Consider the following 16,979-nt stretch of genomic DNA (forward strand, 5'->3'; position numbering starts at 1 on the left):
CCGGCCAGCCGCGTCAACACCCGCAAACACAATTTCCGACACCAAAGCGGCAAGTCCTTGATTCCACAGCCAGCCTACCATAAAGAAAAATGAAAAAGGTTGGCCGCAATGTTTGCGGCCAACCTTTGCGAGTCAAAACATGGTGAATTACGGAGTGCGACGACGACGTGGGGGGCGCTTTGCCCGCTCGACAGCCACCGGCTCCAGAGTAGACTCAATGGCTGACGTCGAAACCGGCTCCGGAGTTTCAGCGGGTGACGCCACATCGGCCACCACCGCCTCCGGCGTAATGACTGGCTTTGTCCTGCGATTGCGCGCCGGTTGACGACGAGCAGGCGCCGGCGACTGTGGCTCAGTCGGCGTCATCTCTTCCGTCAGCTGAGACACGTCCTCTACCGCCGCCACAACTGCAAGCGGCTTTGCTTTAGAGCGACTGCGTGATGACTTACGCTTGGCTGGCGCTTTTTCCTCTCCAGCAGCCGGCACACTACGGGTTGCCAAAGCAAACTCGACCTGTACCGTCTCCAGGTTTGCCCGCACCACCCGCACCTGCACCGCATCGCCCAGCCGGTATTGCAGCCCGCTCTTCTCGCCGACAATGGCTTGCTGCTCTTTCTTGAAGTGGAAGTAGTCCTTGCCCAACTCGGAAATGTGCAACAGGCCCTCGACATAGAGATCATCCAGCAACACAAACACACCAAAGCCGGTCACCGCACTGATCTTGCCGCTGAACACCTCGCCCACCTTGTCCTGCATATAGTAGGTTTTCAGCCATGCTTGCACTTCGCGACTGGCGTCATCGGCGCGGCGCTCCGTCATCGAGCAATGCTCGCCCAGCGCCAGCCACTTGCCCGGCTTGTACTTGCCACCGGCCAGCACGGCCTTGATGGCACGATGCACCAGCAAGTCGGGATAGCGGCGGATCGGGGAGGTGAAGTGGGTATAGGCGTCGTACGCCAGACCGAAGTGGCCGACATTGTCCGGTGCGTACACCGCCTGCTGCATCGAACGCAGCATCATGGTCTGCACCACCGGCGCATCCGGACGCAAGGCAACCTTCTCCGCCAGCTCGGCGTAGTCCTTGGGCGTCGGTTTATCTTCGCCTCCCAGCGCCAGTCCCAGCAGGCGCAGGTAATTGCGCAGATTGAGCAGCTTTTCCGGGGTCGGCCCCTCGTGAATGCGGAACAGGCACTTGTGCCGGTTCTTGAGCAGGATGTCCGCCGCACAAACGTTGGCCGCGAGCATGCATTCCTCGATCAGACGGTGGGCGTCATTACGCGTCACCGGCACGATCTTGTCGATCTTGCCGTGCTCATTGAACACCATCTGCGTCTCGACACTTTCAAACTCGATGGCACCACGGCGGGTACGCGCGGCCAACAACACCTGGAACAGCTGATGCAGGGTCTGCAATTGCGGCAACAAGGGGCTGTCACTGCCCTGCTGCAGCCAATCCCACACCTGGGTGTAAGTCAGCCGCGCCTTGGAGTTCATCACCGCCGGATAGAAGCGATACCCCTTGATCTTGCCTTTCGCCGAAATCTGCATGTCGGCCACCATGCACAGACGGTCGACATTGGCGTTCAGCGAACAAATGCCGTTCGACAGCGCCTCCGGCAGCATCGGAATAACCCGCCGCGGGAAGTACACCGAGGTGCCACGCGCCACGGCATCGCCGTCCAGCGCATCGCCCGGCTGCACGTAGTGGCTGACATCGGCAATCGCCACCACCAGCCGAAAGCCCTTGCCCTGACGCTCGGCAAAAACGGCATCGTCGAAATCGCGCGCCGTTTCACCGTCGATGGTCACCAGCGGCAAGGAGCGCAGGTCAACCCGCGATTTGTCCAGATCCTTCTTGCGCACCTTGGCCGGTGTCGCAGCCGCTTGTGCCAGTGCAGCATCGGAGAACACATGCGGCAGGTCGTGCTTGCGCAGCGCCACCTCGATCTCCATGCCCGGGTCGGCGTAGTTGCCCAGCACTTCGATAACCTTGGCGATTGCCGGGCGATGCTCGTCGGGATAGGAAACGATCTCCAGCATCACCACCTGGCCATGACCGGCGCCACCGTGCCCTTCAGGCTCCAGCAGCAGCTCCTGACCAATGCGGCGATCCTCGGCCTTGGCCACGCCGACACCATGATCGAAATAGGCGCGGGCGACCAGCTTCGACTGCGCCCGCTCCAGCACCTCGACAATGCGCCCTTCGCGGCGACCGCGACGATCAGTGCCAGCCAGCCGCACCATGACATGGTCGCCATGCATTGCCTTGCGCATCTCGCGCTCGGGCAGATAGATATCCTCGCCGGTGACACCATCCGGCACCGCGAAGCCAAAGCCGTCCTTGTGGCCGCTAACACGGCAAGGCAGCAGATCCAGCTTGTCGGCGACACAGACCTCGCCCTTGCGATTGATCAGCACTTGCCCGGCTCGCTCCATCGCGCGCAAGCGGCGTTCGAACAATGGCTGCTCTTCGTCGGTGATTTCCAGTACGGCGGCAAGCTCGCCAAATTGCATCGGCACCCCCTGCTGGGCAAGAATTTGTAAAACAAACTCGCGACTAGGCAAGGGATTGTTATATTGGGACTTTTCCCGCTCCAGGAATGGGTCAGACAGGCGAATAGCCGATTCAGGGGAAGATTTTTTAGTAATAACCATTGACACGTCCAAAAACGTCCTTATAATGCAGGGCTTCATCTCTACCGCTGCAACGCAGTGAAAACGATGATACAGCAAATGCATAGCCCAGGTGGCGGAATTGGTAGACGCACTAGGTTCAGGTCCTAGCGCCCGCAAGGGTGTGGAAGTTCGAGTCTTCTCTTGGGCACCATTCAACTGTAGTTGATTGATGCAATATGTATAGCTGAAAAATCTGGTTGGCCCAGGTGGCGGAATTGGTAGACGCACTAGGTTCAGGTCCTAGCGCCCGCAAGGGTGTGGAAGTTCGAGTCTTCTCTTGGGCACCAACAGAATTAATGCAGCACGTGCAAACGGGCTGTTGCTTGAAGCAGTAAAGGTTTTGCCCAGGTGGCGGAATTGGTAGACGCACTAGGTTCAGGTCCTAGCGCCCGCAAGGGTGTGGAAGTTCGAGTCTTCTCTTGGGCACCAAAACAAAAACACCGTTGAGACATCTCAACGGTGTTTTTGCGTTTGCACAGCAAAAACTGCAGCAATCCGTATCACTCTCCCCTCCCGCACCGGCCAGCCGGTCACGCCCCACACCGCCGTCGTTGGCGTCAAGCATCACTCGGCAAGCCTTACCTTATCCCCAGCTGTCACGCGGGTAGTCAACCATCACGCAACACTGCTACGTAGCTGCCGCAACCAAGCCCGGCACTGCGGCCAACCTTTGCAAGTCGCCACTCCGTTTGCCGCAGACGCAAAAAAGCCCGCCGAAGCGGGCTCTTGCATGAAGCATGCAACCTTACAGACCGTAAGGATGACGCAACACGATGGTCTCTTCGCGATCCGGGCCGGTCGATACGATGTCCACCGGTGCGCCACACACTTCGGCGATACGGGTCAGATAGGCTTGCGCATTGGCAGGCAGATCTTCCCAGCGCTTGGTACCGAAGGTGGACTCGCTCCAACCTGGCAGCGTCTCGTACACCGGCTGGCACTTGGTCACCGCATCGGAGCCGAACGGCAGAATATCAACCTGCTTGCCATCCAGGGTATAGCCGACACACAGCTTGATCTCTTCCAGGCCATCCATCACGTCCAGCTTGGTCACGCACAGGCCGGAGACGCCGTTGATCTGGATCGAGCGCTTCAGTGCCGCGGCATCGAACCAGCCGCAGCGACGCGGACGACCGGTGACCGAACCGAACTCGTTACCGCGCTTGGCCAGGAAGGCACCGATCTCGTTGTCCTGCTCGGTCGGGAACGGGCCGGAACCCACACGGGTGGTGTAACCCTTCACGATGCCCAGCACGTAGTTGAGCATCTGCGGTGCCACACCGGCGCCAGGCGCAGCGGCACCGGCCACACAGTTGGACGAGGTCACGAACGGGTAGGTACCGTGGTCGATGTCCAGCAGCGTGCCTTGCGCGCCTTCGAACAGCAGCGGCACGTCGGCCTGGTTCAGGTCGTACAGCGTGCGCGACACATCGGCCACCATCGGCTTGATGCGCTCGGCCAGCAGCATGGTCTGCTCCAGGATAGCGTCGTAGCTTACCGGCTCAACCTTGAAGTACTCGGTCAACTGGAAGTTGTAGTAGTCGACGTTTTCCTTCAGCTTGGCGGCAAAGGCTTCGCGATCGAACAGGTCGATCACGCGCAGCGCACGGCGCGCCACCTTGTCTTCGTAAGCCGGGCCGATGCCACGACCGGTGGTACCGATCTTGCCGGCACCCTTGGCCGCTTCGCGTGCCAGATCCAGCGCCACGTGGTATGGCAGGATCAACGGGCAGGCTTCGGCGATCTTCAGGCGGCTGGCGACATTGACACCGGCGGTTTCCAGCTCGTCGATTTCCTTGAGCAGCGCCTCCGGCGACAGCACCACGCCGTTACCGATGAAGCACTCGACGCCGGCACGCAGAATGCCCGACGGGATCAAGCGCAACACGGTCTTTTTGCCATTCACAACCAGAGTATGACCAGCGTTGTGACCACCCTGGAAGCGGACAACACCGCGAGCATGGTCTGTCAGCCAGTCAACAATCTTGCCCTTGCCCTCGTCACCCCACTGGGTGCCGATTACGACGACATTCTTGGACATTGGTAAACCTCTTCTCTTCAGAAATCAAATTACTTAAACGGTACAAGCTGCCAGTTTTCACCAGCCTTGACCAGTTCACGATCACAATTCAGGGCGGCAGCAGACTCGCCCAGATAATCCACAATGACCTTCTCCCCGCGCGCACGCAGTTCGGCCACTTTTATTGTCGCTTGCGGCAACAGGTTGGCCGCAAGCTTGATTCCCTTGGCACTTTCGTTCTGCGGCAGGATACGGATCAGGTCGCGCAGGTCGAGACTGAAACCGGTCGCCGGACGGGCACGGCCGAAGCGGCGGCCAACGTTGTCGTAACGGCCGCCACGCGCCAGCTCTTCCGCCCAGCCAGGGGCGTAGGCGGCAAACATCAGACCGTTGTGGTAGTGGGTGCCGCGCAATTCTGTGAGGTCAAAGTTGAGCTCGACCTCGCCTTCCAGCGAGTTCGCCACCGCGGCCAGCTGCATCAGGCCGAGTTCGACTTCCGGCAGCGACGGCAAGCGGGTACGCGCCTTGTCCAGCACCGCGCGCGAGCCATACAGCTCCGGCAGCGCGAGGAAGGCGCTGCGATACGGCTCGGCAACATCGACCAGCAACTCGCGCAGCGTCGACAGGTCCTTGGCCTGCAGCACCGAGAACACCTCGGCAGACAGTTCGTGGCCAAGACCGGCGGCCTGCACCAGACCGCGGAACAGGCCCATATGGCCGACATCCAGGCGCAGACCTTCAACGCCGATCTGGCGCAGCGAGGTCAGCATCAGGCGGATGATTTCCAGGTCGGCCTCGATGCCGGCATAGCCGTACAGTTCCGCCCCGACCTGCAGCGGCTCGCGCGAGCTCATCAGCCCATCCGGACGCGAATGCACCACGCTGCCGGCGTAGCACAGCCGGGTCACGCCGGTGCGCTGCGACAGCAGATGGGCATCGATACGCGCCACCTGCGGCGTGATGTCGGCACGCAGCCCCAGCTGGCGACCGGAGAAATGGTCATCCAGCTTGAAGGTCTTGATCGCCAGCGCGCCGTCTTCCGGGGTCACCAGTGCATCGTAGTATTCAATCAGCGGTGGCAGGACCAGTTCGTAGCCAGAGGTACGAAACAGCTCAAGCATCGATGCCTTGGCAGACTCAACCTGACGGGCGGTGGCCGGCAGGATGTCCGCAACATATTCGGGTAACAGCCAATTACGCATCTATCTCTACACACAATAAAAGGCGGGATTCGCGATCCCGCCTTGTTGATAAGCTTGCCGTCTATCCCCGGCTCGTTGCCCGCGCTTACTTGGCCGCGGGCTTGGTGCTCTTGAAGTACTTGAAGAACTCGGAGCTCGGATCCAGCACCAGCACATCGCTCTTGTTGCGCATCGTCTGCTTGTAGGCATCCATGCTGCGCCAGAAAGCGTAGAACTCCGGATTCTTGCCGTAGGCCTGCGCGTAAATCGCGCCGGCACGGGCATCGCCCTCGCCCTTCATCGTCTGCGCCTTGCGATAGGCCTCGGCCAGCAGCACTTCGCGCTGGCGGTCGGCATCGGCACGGATACGCTCGGCCTCGGCCGCGCCTTCGCTGCGCAACTGGCTGGCCACGGTGCGACGCTCGGAGTTCATCCGCTCAAAAACCGAAGCACTGATTTTATCCGGAAAGTCGACTCTTTTTAAGCGCACATCCAGTATTTCCATACCAATTTTTTGCGCGTCGAGGTTGGCCTTCTTGCGGACATCCTCCATGACTTGGTCGCGCTGGCCGGATACGACATCGGCAACACTCTTCTGGCCGAATTCGGCGCGCAGGCCGTCGTTGATGGTCTGTTTCAGACGCGCCACCGCGGCCAGTTCGTTGCCGCCGACGCTCTTGTAAAACTGCTCGACATCACGCACGCGCCACTTGACGAAGCTGTCCACCAACACGTTTTTCTTTTCGCGGGTGTTGAACAGCTCCGGCTCTTCCGGGTCGATCGTCTGGATGCGACGATCGTAGTAACGCACGTTCTGCAACACCGGCACCTTGAACTGGATGCCAGGCTGCTCGATGACCCGCACCACCTCGCCAAACTGGAACACCATCGCGAACTGGCGCTGGTCTACGGTAAACAGCGACGATGAGGCAATCAGCAACAGAACTGCCACACCGATCAAAGAAGGAAGAAGTCGTTCCATGGGGGCTCCTGTTATTAGTTACGCCCGCGAGTCACATCGCGGCTGGTGGAACCGGACGAAGACGGCGCGACGGGGGCCACCACCGGTGGCACCTCGGCAGGCTGTGTAGCGCTGCCGGACTGGAGCGACGGCGCGGCGACACTGGACTGCTGGATCAGCTTGTCCAGCGGCAGGTACAGCAAATTGTTGCCACCCTTCTGGTCAACCAGCACCTTGGTGGTATTGCTCATCACCTGTTGCATCATGTCGAAGTACAGGCGGTCACGCATCACCTTCGGCGCCTTGGCGTACTCCGACAGCACGCTGTTGAAACGCGCGGCGTCACCCTCGGCGGTGGCCACCACATTCTGGCGATAGCCCTCGGCCTCTTCCAGCAGGCGCGCGGCCATACCCTTGGCCTTCGGCACCACGTCGTTGGCGTAAGCGACACCGTCGTTACGCAGCTTTTCCTTGTCCTGGCCCGCCTTCACCGCGTCATCGAACGCCGCCAGCACCGGCTCCGGCGGCTGCACGCCGTTGATGTTGACCTTGGCCACGCGCACGCCCAGCTTATAGCGATCCAGAATAGCCTGAATAATGCGCTGGGTATCGGCCGCAATCTGGGCTCGGCCCTCGTTGAGCACGAAATCGACCTTGTTGCGGCCAACCACTTCGCGAATCGCCGTTTCCGTCGCCTGCTTCACCACGTCGCGGGCATCCGCCTCGGTAGCCAGGTTGTTGAACAGGAAGTCACGTGCGTCCTTGACGTCGTACTGCACCGACAGCTGCACATCAATGATGTTCTGGTCTTCGGTGAGCATCAGCGATTCTTCATTGATGCGGTTCTTGGCACTGCCACGATAGCCGACCTCGATGCTGCGCACCTCGGTCAGGTTGACGATCTCCACCGTTTCGAACGGATACGGTGCACGCCACTGCAGGCCGGAGTCAGTCGTGCGGTTGAAGCTGCCCATGCGCAGCACCACACCCTGTTCGCGGGCATCGACGATGTAGAAACCGCTCAGCAGCCACAGACCAGCCAGTGCCGCCAGCACGCCGGCCGCGCCAAAGCGCATGCCGCGTGGCGACTCGCCGCTGCCGTTGCCATTACCAACCGGCGGCTCTTCATCCGGACCACGATTACCCAGCAGGCGCGACAGGCGCTGGTTCAGCTTGCGGAAAATTTCGTCCAGATCCGGCGGGCCATCGTTCGGACGTTTACCACCCCAGTTAGGATCATTCTGTGCCATAGCGGTCTCGATCTTCTATGTTATGGTCATTATTAAAGCCGTGCAGCCGTTCGGCAATCGCCTGCCGCAAGAGTTCCAGCCCTTCGCCGGTCAGCGCCGAAACGCGGACCGCGACCGGCTCGCCATGTTCGCCGCGTTCGATCTGCGGCGGCAAACCGCGCAAGTCGGTCTTGTTCCACACCAGTAACTGGGGTGTACTGCTGGCACCGATCTCGGCCAGCACCTTGTCCACCTCCTCGATCTGGCGATCCTTGTCCGGCGACGCCGAGTCGACCACATGCAGCAGCATGTCGGCCTGGATTGTCTCCTCCAGCGTGGCACGGAACGCCGCCACCAGCGAGTGCGGCAGGTCGCGGATGAAGCCCACGGTATCGGACAGCACGATGGACAACTCCGGGCTGAGGTACAGCTTGCGGCTGGTGGTATCCAGTGTCGCAAACAGCTGATCCGCAGCATAGGCCTGCGCCTTGGTCATCGCATTGAACAAGGTGGACTTGCCTGCATTGGTATAGCCGACAATCGATACCGACTGCAATCCGGAGCGCTCGCGGCTGCGGCGCTGTGTCTTGCGCTGACGGGCAACTGCAGCCAGACGATCCTTCAACATTTTCACGCGCAAGCCGAGCAGGCGGCGGTCGGTTTCCAGCTGCGTCTCGCCCGGTCCGCGCAGGCCGATGCCCCCCTTTTGCCGCTCGAGGTGGGTCCAGCCGCGCACGAGGCGGGTCGACAGGTGGGACAACTGCGCCAGCTCGACCTGCAGCTTGCCTTCATGGCTGCGGGCGCGCTGGGCAAAGATATCCAGAATCAGGGTGACGCGATCGACAACGCGGCACTGCAGCACGCGCTCCAGATTGCGTTCCTGCCCGGGCCCCAGAGCGTGATTGAAGATCACCACGTTGGCCGCCACCGCGTTGACCAGGGCGGCGATCTCCTCGACCTTGCCTTTGCCGGCAAACAGCGCGGCATCGGGACGCTGGCGTTTGCCATGGATGGTACCGGCAACGGTGACACCGGCACTGCGCACCAGGTCAACGCATTCCTGTACACCCTCGTCATAGTCGGGCGCACCAAAGTCGAGACAGACCAGTACGGCGATGTCTCCTAGATCCGGGCGATCAAACACGAAAGATCTTTCTGAGGGGGAAAACCGGTCGGCAATCGCTTGCCGGACCGGCATTCAGGCGGAACAGGCAGTGACTCAAGCGTCGGCAGCGTCGGACTTGGCGCCGTGATTGTCATGCGGGATGTTTACCGGGCGCGCTGGCACCACGGTAGAAATGGCATGCTTGTAAACCATCTGGGTTACCGTGTTTTTCAGCAGCACCACATACTGGTCGAACGACTCGATCTGGCCTTGCAACTTGATGCCGTTGACGAGGTAGATGGAAACCGGCACATGCTCCTTACGCAGGATATTAAGGAACGGGTCTTGTAACATTTGCCCTTTAGAGCTCATTTTGTTCTCCGATTTCGTGGAATTGTAATTTCGTTACTAGCAAGCGGCGCTAAGACTCTTTTTAGCATAAAAAAAACCGCCGTACTATTTTCGGCCCTTATGAACCAGCAAACTCGGCTTGGTGCCTGTTGCTTCCTTCTCAAAGGGGTTGGTATTGGACTTGTATTGTACCCGCAGCGGCGTGCCTTGCAGCTGAAAAGCTTTGCGGAACATGTTTTCCAGATAACGGGTGTAGCTGTCCGGAATCTTGCTCAGCGCATTGCCGTGTACCACGATGATCGGCGGGTTCATGCCGCCCTGGTGGGCGTAGCGCAGCTTCGGACGAATCGGACCGGTCCTCGGTGGCAGCTGGCGCTCGACGGCCAGTTGCAGGATGCGGGTCAGCTTCGGCGTCTGCAGCTTGGTCATGGCCGCGCGGTAGGCGTCGTCGATCGACTTGAACAGGTCGGCAACCCCCTTGCGCTCCAGCGCCGAGATGTAGTGGAACTTGGCGAAATCAAGGAAACCGAGCTTGCGTGCGATCTCGTGCTTGATGGTTTCCTTCTGGTGATTGTCGAGGTTGTCCCACTTGTTCACCGCGACCACCAGCGCCCGGCCGGCCTCCAGCGCAAAACCGGCGATGGTGGCGTCCTGCTCGGAAATGTCGAGCTGCGCGTCCAGCACCAGCACGGCCACGTTGGCGTCTTCGATCGCCTGCATGGTCTTGATCACCGAGAACTTCTCGATCGCCTCATCCACCTTGCCGCGACGACGCACGCCGGCGGTGTCGATGATGGTGTACTGGCGGCCTTCGCGCTCGAAATCGATGTAGATACTGTCGCGGGTGGTGCCGGCCTGGTCAAAGGCGATCACACGGTCTTCACCCAGCACCGCATTCACCAGCGTCGACTTGCCGACGTTGGGGCGGCCGATGATGACGAACTTGGGATGGTTGACCTTCGGCTCTTCCTCGGCATCCGGGAAGTGCTCCAGCACCATCTCCATCAGTTCGCGCACGCCGTCACCGTGCGAGGCGGAGATCGACAGCGGCTCGCCCAGCGCCAGCTCGTGGAATTCGGCGGTGGCGACTGCACTGCGCATGCCTTCGGCCTTGTTCACCACCAGGTAAACCGGCTGGTTGCTGCGGCGCAGGCGGTTGGCGATGATCTTGTCCTGCGGCGTGATGCCGGTACGGCCATCCACCAGGAACACGATGGCGTCCGCCTCGTCCACGGCCTGCAGCGTCTGCTTGGCCATTTCGAACAGGATGCCCTCGTCCACCACCGGCTCGAAGCCGCCGGTATCGATCACCAGATACGGCTTGCTGCCGACACGGCCGTGGCCGTAGTGACGGTCACGGGTAAGACCCGGCTGATCCGCTACCAGCGCATCGCGCGAACGGGTCAGACGGTTGAACAGGGTCGATTTGCCCACATTGGGGCGCCCTACCAGGGCAATAGTCGGTTTCATTCAGCACTGCTTTTAGAGTGTGACCGCCGACAAGGTGCCGTTGGTGTCGAGAACGTAGGCAATATTGCCGAGCACGAGCGGGCGTGCAATGGTTCCTTCCACCTTCAGCTGGCTGCGGCCAACGATTTGTCCATCAACAGGCGAGAGCAAATGTGCATAGCCCTCGCCATCTACTGCCAGTAAGTTATTACCCAGCTTTACCGGGGCGGTCACGTTGCGATAACGCAGTGCGTCCTGTTTCCACAGGTTGCGGCCGGTATCCGGGTCGAACGCCCAGATCGAGCCGTCATCGGCAGTGGAATACACGCCCTTGGCATCCATCGACAGGCCGCGGCTGCTGGCCAGCTCGCGCGCCCACGCCTGCTCGCCGCCACGGGCCTCGAAGCAGCCAATCCGCCCCTGATAGGCCACGGCGCAAACGCGGCGGCCATCAAAAACCGGCTGACTGACCACGTCAGTCACCCGTTCCAGTTCACTGGCGCCACGCGGCGAAGCGACTACCGCCTCCCACAGCATGCGCCCCTGTTCCAGTGCATACACCGCCAGCTTGCCGGAGGCAGAGCCGACCAGCAGCACGTCGTCACCTTCCACCTTCAGCTGCGGCGTGGTCTGTTTGACGGTCAGCGCCGGCAATGGTTGCCATTCGGTCCACAACTGGCGACCGCTCTGGATGTCAAAAGCGCTGATACGACCGTCGTTGCTGCGCGTCACCACCGCCTTGCCGCCGACCTGCGGCGGCTCGGCCAGCACGCTGGTCAGCGTCTGTTCCCACACGATCTTGCCGGTATCAAGGTTGGCCGCAATCAGCTTGCCCTGGTCGTTGCCGGCAAAAATCAGCTTGTCGGCGATGGCGACACCGGCGCTGAGCTTCTGTTCGAAGTCGAACCAGCGGCTCTGGCTGCCGTTCAGCACGTTGATGGCGCTGACCTTGCCATCACCACCGGCCACCCACAGCAAACCCTGGTCGTAGAACGGCGTGAACAGGCCGCCCTCCGCCGCCGGTACGCTGGCCTGCCACTGCACTTTCAGCGCGCTTTGCTGCGCAAGCGGCTGCAACGGGGTTGGCTCGAAACCGACCGAACCTTCAAACCAGCTGGCGCAGCCGCTCAGCAACGGCAAAACAAGGGCGGCACAAATGAGACGTCGCTTCATGATCAATTTCCCAGGGAGTCGAGCTTGGTCTGGATAAAGTCGCGCAAAGTTGCATCCGGCGACGCCTTGGCCAGTGCGGCCTTGTAGCTGTCACGGGCACCGGACACATCGCCGCGCGCCACCAGCACATCACCCTTCAGGTCCAGGAACAGCGTGTCAAAGCTGGCCGGATGCGCCTGTGCCAGCTCGGCCAGTGCCGCGTCGTACTGCTTTTCGTCGAGCAGCACGGTCGCCAGGCGCAGGCGGGCGACCGCCAGCAACGATTCGTCCTGCTGGCCGCTGGCCAGCAGCCACTTCAGCTGGGCACGGGCAAAGGCGAGATCGCCCTTGTCGAAGGCGGCCTTGGCCGCCAGCAGCGCCGCATTGGCTGCATAGGCGGAGCCGGGATGCGCACTCTGCAGCGCGGCAGCGGTGGCCTTGACCTTGTCGAGCGTGCCGGCCTGCACCTGCTGTTCCAGCTGCGAATAGATGGTGGCCGCCTTGGCGCTTTCCGCCGCGCGGTACATCTGCCAGCCCTTGTAGCCCAGATAGGATAGCAACACCGCCAGCACTACCGCGGAAAGCAGCTTGCCCCACTGTGCCCAGAAGGTCTTGATCCAGTCAATCTGTTCCTGTTCCTGCAAATCGAAAGCCATGCATCCCCCTCGTCAAGACTTGAAGCGGGAAACCGCCGCGGCCACGTCGGCCGCGGCAACGGTTTCCTGCGCGGCGTCGGCACGCAATGGCTTGATCACCACCTGTGCCGTCGCCACTTCGTTTTCACCGATGATCAGCGCCACTGCGGCGCCGCTGCCATCGGCCTTTTTCATTTGCGACTTGAAGCTGGCGTCACCCATGTGCTGGATCACGCTCAGGCCGGCCATGCGCAGCGACTGGGCCAGCTGCATGGCGTAGGCGGTGGCGCCCTGTCCCTGGTTGACGATGAACACGTCGACGCTGCGACGTGCCGGCAACAAACCCTTTTCGGCCAGCAACAGCAGCACGCGCTCCATGCCCATGCCAAAACCGATGCCCGGCGCCGGCTTGCCGCCCAGCTGCTCGATCAGGCCATCGTAGCGACCGCCGGCACACACCGTGCCCTGTGCGCCCAGCTCGGTGGTCACCCACTCGAATACCGACTGGTTATAGTAGTCCAGACCGCGCACCAGACGCGGATTTTCCACGTAAGGGATGCCCAACGCGTCGATCAGCGCCTTCCAGCCCTCGTAGTGCGCGCGCGAGGCGTCACCGAGGTAGTCGCTCAGCCGCGGCGCGGCGTTGGCCATTTCCTGCAGTGCCGGATTCTTGGTGTCCAACACCCGCAGCGGGTTGCTGTACAGGCGGCGCTTGCCGTCCTCATCCAGAATGGCGACGTGCTGCTCCAGGTAGGCGATCAGCGCCTCGCGGTGCGCGGCACGCTCTTCCTTGTTGCCCAGGGTGTTGATTTCCAGCTGCACGCTGTCGGCCAGGCCCAGGCGACGCCACAGCTCGGCGGTCATCGCGATGATCTCGGCGTCGATGTCCGGGCCGTTCATGCCCAGCGCCTCGACACCGATCTGGTGGAACTGGCGGTAGCGGCCTTTCTGCGGCCGCTCATGGCGGAACATCGGGCCCATGTACCACAGCTTCTGCGTGGTGTTGTACAGCAGGTTGTGCTCGACCACCGCGCGCAGGGTGCCAGCGGTGCCTTCCGGGCGCAGCGTCAGCGAATCGCCGTTCAGGCTGTCGGTGAAGGAGTACATTTCCTTCTCGACGATGTCGGTCACTTCGCCGATGGAGCGCACGAACAGTGGCGTGCTTTCCACGATCGGGGTGCGGATGTTCTGGTAGCCGTAGTCTGCCAGCCAGCCGCGCAGCGTGTTTTCAAAATACTCCCACTGGTGCGACTCGGCCGGCAGCACATCATTCATGCCGCGAATCGCTTGCAACTTTTGAGCCATTACGATTGTTCTTCCGAAATTCTCTGAATTCGATTCTAAGGTTGGCCGCAAGCCCTACACGGACTTGATCGGGATGGTGCGCGCCACCACTTCGCGGCGTTTGGCACCACCCTCGCCATAACGGGTCTGCACGTACTGATCGACGATGGCCTTGAACTCGGTGGCGATGTGATCGCCCTTCAGCGTCACGTCCTTGTGACCATCGACGTATACCGGCGCCACCGGCACTTCGCCGGTGCCAGGCAGGCTGATGCCGATGTCAGCGAGCTTAGACTCGCCCGGGCCGTTGACCACACAGCCCATCACCGCCACCTTCATGTCTTCCACCCCCGGATACTGCAGGCGCCAGATCGGCATCTGCTCGCGCAGGTAGGTCTGGATACTGTCCGCCAGTTCCTGGAAAAAGGTGCTGGTGGTGCGGCCACAGCCGGGACAGGCGGTGACCAGCGGCGTGAACGAGCGCAGGCCCATGGTCTGCAGCAGCTCCTGCGCCACCACCACTTCCTTGGTGCGCGCCTCTCCCGGCTGCGGGGTCAGCGAAATACGGATGGTATCGCCGATGCCTTCCTGCAGCAGCACCGCCAGCGCCGCGCTGGAGGCGACGATGCCCTTGCTGCCCATACCGGCCTCGGTCAGGCCCAGATGCAGCGGAAAATCGCAGCGACTGCCCAGATCGCGATACACGGTGATCAGGTCCTGCACGTTGCTGACCTTGCACGACAGCAGGATGCGGTCGGAGGCCAGCCCCAGCTCCATCGCCTTGTCGGCCGACTCCAGCGCCGACACGATCAGCGCCTCGCGCATCACCACGTCCAGCGCCTTGGGGTTGGCCGCATGATTATTGACGTCCAGCATCCGCGCCAGCAGCGCCTGGTCCAGGCTGCCCCAGTTGACGCCGATGCGCACCGGCTTGTCGTACTCGATGGCGGTGCGAATCATGAACGCGAACTTGTCGTCGCCCTTGGCCCCCTTGCCGACGTTGCCGGGGTTGATGCGGTACTTGCCAAGCGCACGCGCGCAGTCGGGGTAGTCTTTCAGCAGACGGTCGCCGTTGAAATGGAAGTCGCCGACCAGCGGCACGTCGCAACCGAGGTCGTCCAGCCGCTGGCGGATTTCCGCCACGCGGGCGGCGGCCTCCGGGCTGTTGACGGTAATGCGCACCACCTCGGAGCCGGCCTGCGCCAGCGCCTGCACCTGCTGCACGGTGGCAGCGGCGTCGGCGGTGTCGGTATTGGTCATCGACTGCACCATCACCGGGTGCGCGGAACCCACCATCACATGGCCAATAGCCACCTGCTGGGTTTGACGGCGTTTGATCGTTGCGTCCATCTGCGTGTTAGTTCAGTTCCAGTTTGGCGGTGGTCCCGCGAATCTTGCTGCCAAGGTCGACCGGCTGGCCGTTATAGGCCAGCTCGGCGTTGGCCGCATTGCCGATCACCACGCGGAATGGCGGCCGGCCCTGCAGCTGGCGGCTGTCGTTGGCGGCCAGCGTGGCGTACACCAGCTTCTTGCCGTCGGCATCGGTAATCGACACCCAGGCTTCCTGGCGCACGCGCAATTCGATACGGCCCTGCCCGGCAACCGGCGCGGCGGCACTTGGGGCCGAGGCGGCCACGGCGAGCGGCGCCGTCACCGGTGGTGCGACCGGCTGCGGCGCCGAGGCCGGTACCAGCGGCGGTGTGACCGCCACCACGTCGGAGGTGGTCGGCTGCAAGGCGCTGGCGTCGGGATCAGCCACCGTCGGTACCAGTGCCAGCGGCACCGAGGACTGCACTTCCGGCTCCGCCGCGCCCGGCAGCAGGAACCAGCCGCCGGCAATCACCAGCAGTGCGCCCAGCGACAGGGGCAAGGCCAGCGAGGCCTTGGCCGGCGCTTCGTTGACCGGCACCAGCGCTGCCGGCGGCGTGTCTAGCGGCACGCACTGGTCCAGACGCGCCACCAGCGCATCGGCATTCATTTCCATGTAACGGGCATAGCTGCGCACGAAGCCGCGGGCGAAGGTCGCGCCTGGCAGGCTGGCGAAATCACCACGCTCGATGGCGTTCAACTGCTTGACCGACAATTTCAGGCGATCGGCCACCTCGCCGATGCTCAGGCCCTTGCCCTCGCGGGCAGCACGCAATTCCTGCCCGATTGCCACGGCAGTGCTGTCTTGTTGTTGGTTATCCGCTTCCATGCTTTTTCAGTTTCCGCTAAGCAACATCTGGGCTTCCCCGGTATCGGGAAAACGCGTTTTCAGATAATCGGCCAGGCGTGTCTCCATCGCCCGATCCTGTTTTAAACGTGCCAGACGAATCCCCATCATCAATTCCGCTGGCGACATGCGACGCTCGTCAAACTTCAGGCGTTCGTAATAAAAGGTCGCCAGCGTGACATTTTTATCCAACAAAGACAAGTTCAGCAGTTCGCGCAACGCGGCGCTGTCATTCGGTGCGCGGCGCAGCGCGGCCAGCAGCCACTGGTTGGCCAGCGGGCGCTGGTCCATGCGCACCAGGCAGGCCGCCTTGTTCACCATCGCCGACTGCGGCGACTGGTACAGCGGATCGGCCAGCGCGCGGTCGAAGCGCGCGATCGCCTCTTCGTAGCGGCCGCGGCTGCACAGGTACCAGCCGAAATTATTGTTGACCTCGGGGTTGGCCGCATCCAGCTTCAGCGCACGGTTGAAGGCGGCTTCCGCCTCGGTGTCGACACCCAGTTGCATGTAGATCAGGGCGCGGGCGAGGTAGCCGGCCTGAAAGGTAGGATCAAACTTGATGGACTGATCGGCATTTTCCAGCGCCACGCGCATGTTGCCGATCTTCATGTACTCGATTGCCAACAGGGCCCGTGTCTGTGCCAGCTCGCGCGGGGTGGCGCCGTCGGCAAATGTCAGCGTACTGGCCAGCAGGGTGGCCAACAGGACGACGACACGGGCT

Annotated in this window: 14 protein-coding genes and 3 tRNA genes; 3 read left to right on the forward strand and 14 right to left on the reverse strand. The window is 61.9% G+C overall.

Annotation, left to right across the window (positions count from 1 at the left end; all coding sequences use genetic code 11):
- Positions 1 to 147 precede the first annotated feature (147 nt).
- Positions 148 to 2,655 (reverse strand): ribonuclease R, encoded by a 2,508-nt coding sequence (gene rnr / locus ACG97_RS04265; RefSeq protein WP_082133640.1) that lies wholly within the window; start codon positions 2,653 to 2,655, stop codon positions 148 to 150.
- Between the two features lie 85 nt (positions 2,656 to 2,740).
- Between rnr and ACG97_RS04270 the strand changes: the two genes are divergently transcribed.
- From ACG97_RS04270 to ACG97_RS04280, 3 genes are all read left to right on the forward strand, one after another.
- Positions 2,741 to 2,827, forward strand: a tRNA-Leu gene (locus ACG97_RS04270).
- A 49-nt stretch (positions 2,828 to 2,876) separates the two neighbouring features.
- Positions 2,877 to 2,963, forward strand: a tRNA-Leu gene (locus tag ACG97_RS04275).
- Positions 2,964 to 3,018: 55 nt separating this feature from the next.
- Positions 3,019 to 3,105: transfer RNA gene (locus ACG97_RS04280), tRNA-Leu, on the forward strand.
- Positions 3,106 to 3,421: 316 nt separating this feature from the next.
- On the opposite strand, the gene ACG97_RS04285 is transcribed toward ACG97_RS04280, so the two are convergent.
- The 13 genes from ACG97_RS04285 to pilW form a co-directional block, all read right to left on the reverse strand.
- Positions 3,422 to 4,717: an adenylosuccinate synthase gene (locus tag ACG97_RS04285; RefSeq protein WP_047966105.1), complete on the reverse strand. Its 1,296-nt coding sequence runs from the start codon at positions 4,715 to 4,717 to the stop codon at positions 3,422 to 3,424.
- A 29-nt stretch (positions 4,718 to 4,746) separates the two neighbouring features.
- A complete protein-coding gene (locus ACG97_RS04290) occupies positions 4,747 to 5,898 on the reverse strand; it encodes an ATP phosphoribosyltransferase regulatory subunit (RefSeq protein ID WP_047966106.1) in 1,152 nt (383 codons plus the stop codon).
- Between the two features lie 85 nt (positions 5,899 to 5,983).
- The gene (gene hflC, locus ACG97_RS04295; protein WP_047966107.1) at positions 5,984 to 6,859 is read right to left on the reverse strand and encodes a protease modulator HflC; all 876 of its coding nucleotides are present in this window, start codon (positions 6,857 to 6,859) and stop codon (positions 5,984 to 5,986) included.
- A gap of 14 nt (positions 6,860 to 6,873) precedes the next feature.
- Complete coding sequence (gene hflK / locus ACG97_RS04300) at positions 6,874 to 8,088, reverse strand: FtsH protease activity modulator HflK (RefSeq protein WP_047966108.1); 1,215 nt, start codon at positions 8,086 to 8,088, stop codon at positions 6,874 to 6,876.
- On the reverse strand, positions 8,075 to 9,211 hold the full coding sequence (hflX, locus tag ACG97_RS04305) for a ribosome rescue GTPase HflX (RefSeq protein WP_047966109.1): 1,137 nt from the start codon (positions 9,209 to 9,211) through the stop codon (positions 8,075 to 8,077). Before hflX ends, hflK begins: the two co-directional genes overlap by 14 nt.
- 75 nt (positions 9,212 to 9,286) lie before the next feature.
- Positions 9,287 to 9,544, reverse strand: a complete 258-nt coding sequence (hfq, locus tag ACG97_RS04310) for an RNA chaperone Hfq (RefSeq protein WP_047966110.1) — start codon at positions 9,542 to 9,544, stop codon at positions 9,287 to 9,289.
- A gap of 84 nt (positions 9,545 to 9,628) precedes the next feature.
- Complete coding sequence (der, locus tag ACG97_RS04315; RefSeq protein WP_047966111.1) at positions 9,629 to 10,993, reverse strand: ribosome biogenesis GTPase Der; 1,365 nt, start codon at positions 10,991 to 10,993, stop codon at positions 9,629 to 9,631.
- A 12-nt stretch (positions 10,994 to 11,005) separates the two neighbouring features.
- A complete protein-coding gene (gene bamB, locus ACG97_RS04320; protein WP_047966112.1) occupies positions 11,006 to 12,145 on the reverse strand; it encodes an outer membrane protein assembly factor BamB in 1,140 nt (379 codons plus the stop codon).
- A gap of 2 nt (positions 12,146 to 12,147) precedes the next feature.
- Positions 12,148 to 12,780 (reverse strand): tetratricopeptide repeat protein, encoded by a 633-nt coding sequence (locus ACG97_RS04325; protein WP_047966113.1) that lies wholly within the window; start codon positions 12,778 to 12,780, stop codon positions 12,148 to 12,150.
- A gap of 12 nt (positions 12,781 to 12,792) precedes the next feature.
- On the reverse strand, positions 12,793 to 14,064 hold the full coding sequence (gene hisS / locus ACG97_RS04330; protein ID WP_047966114.1) for a histidine--tRNA ligase: 1,272 nt from the start codon (positions 14,062 to 14,064) through the stop codon (positions 12,793 to 12,795).
- 54 nt (positions 14,065 to 14,118) lie between these two features.
- Positions 14,119 to 15,393: a flavodoxin-dependent (E)-4-hydroxy-3-methylbut-2-enyl-diphosphate synthase gene (gene ispG / locus ACG97_RS04335; RefSeq protein WP_047966115.1), complete on the reverse strand. Its 1,275-nt coding sequence runs from the start codon at positions 15,391 to 15,393 to the stop codon at positions 14,119 to 14,121.
- Between the two features lie 7 nt (positions 15,394 to 15,400).
- Positions 15,401 to 16,240 (reverse strand): RodZ domain-containing protein, encoded by an 840-nt coding sequence (locus ACG97_RS04340; protein ID WP_047966116.1) that lies wholly within the window; start codon positions 16,238 to 16,240, stop codon positions 15,401 to 15,403.
- A gap of 6 nt (positions 16,241 to 16,246) precedes the next feature.
- Positions 16,247 to 16,960: a type IV pilus biogenesis/stability protein PilW gene (pilW, locus tag ACG97_RS04345; protein WP_053068059.1), complete on the reverse strand. Its 714-nt coding sequence runs from the start codon at positions 16,958 to 16,960 to the stop codon at positions 16,247 to 16,249.
- Positions 16,961 to 16,979: the final 19 nt, after the last annotated feature.

This window comes from Vogesella sp. EB (assembly GCF_001037925.1).
Taxonomy (GTDB): domain Bacteria; phylum Pseudomonadota; class Gammaproteobacteria; order Burkholderiales; family Chromobacteriaceae; genus Vogesella; species Vogesella indigofera.

What these genes read in the sequence shown, in the direction of transcription:
- hisS (WP_047966114.1), bottom strand. Translation starts at nt 14,064, where the DNA reads ATGGCTCAAAAGTTGCAAGCGATTCGCGGCATGAATGATGTGCTGCCG.
- rnr (WP_082133640.1), bottom strand. Translation starts at nt 2,655, where the DNA reads ATGGTTATTACTAAAAAATCTTCCCCTGAATCGGCTATTCGCCTGTCT.
- ACG97_RS04340 (WP_047966116.1), bottom strand. Translation starts at nt 16,240, where the DNA reads ATGGAAGCGGATAACCAACAACAAGACAGCACTGCCGTGGCAATCGGG.
- ACG97_RS04325 (WP_047966113.1), bottom strand. Translation starts at nt 12,780, where the DNA reads ATGGCTTTCGATTTGCAGGAACAGGAACAGATTGACTGGATCAAGACC.
- ispG (WP_047966115.1), bottom strand. Translation starts at nt 15,393, where the DNA reads ATGGACGCAACGATCAAACGCCGTCAAACCCAGCAGGTGGCTATTGGC.
- hflK (WP_047966108.1), bottom strand. Translation starts at nt 8,088, where the DNA reads ATGGCACAGAATGATCCTAACTGGGGTGGTAAACGTCCGAACGATGGC.
- ACG97_RS04290 (WP_047966106.1), bottom strand. Translation starts at nt 5,898, where the DNA reads ATGCGTAATTGGCTGTTACCCGAATATGTTGCGGACATCCTGCCGGCC.
- hfq (WP_047966110.1), bottom strand. Translation starts at nt 9,544, where the DNA reads ATGAGCTCTAAAGGGCAAATGTTACAAGACCCGTTCCTTAATATCCTG.
- hflC (WP_047966107.1), bottom strand. Translation starts at nt 6,859, where the DNA reads ATGGAACGACTTCTTCCTTCTTTGATCGGTGTGGCAGTTCTGTTGCTG.
- der (WP_047966111.1), bottom strand. Translation starts at nt 10,993, where the DNA reads ATGAAACCGACTATTGCCCTGGTAGGGCGCCCCAATGTGGGCAAATCG.
- bamB (WP_047966112.1), bottom strand. Translation starts at nt 12,145, where the DNA reads ATGAAGCGACGTCTCATTTGTGCCGCCCTTGTTTTGCCGTTGCTGAGC.
- ACG97_RS04285 (WP_047966105.1), bottom strand. Translation starts at nt 4,717, where the DNA reads ATGTCCAAGAATGTCGTCGTAATCGGCACCCAGTGGGGTGACGAGGGC.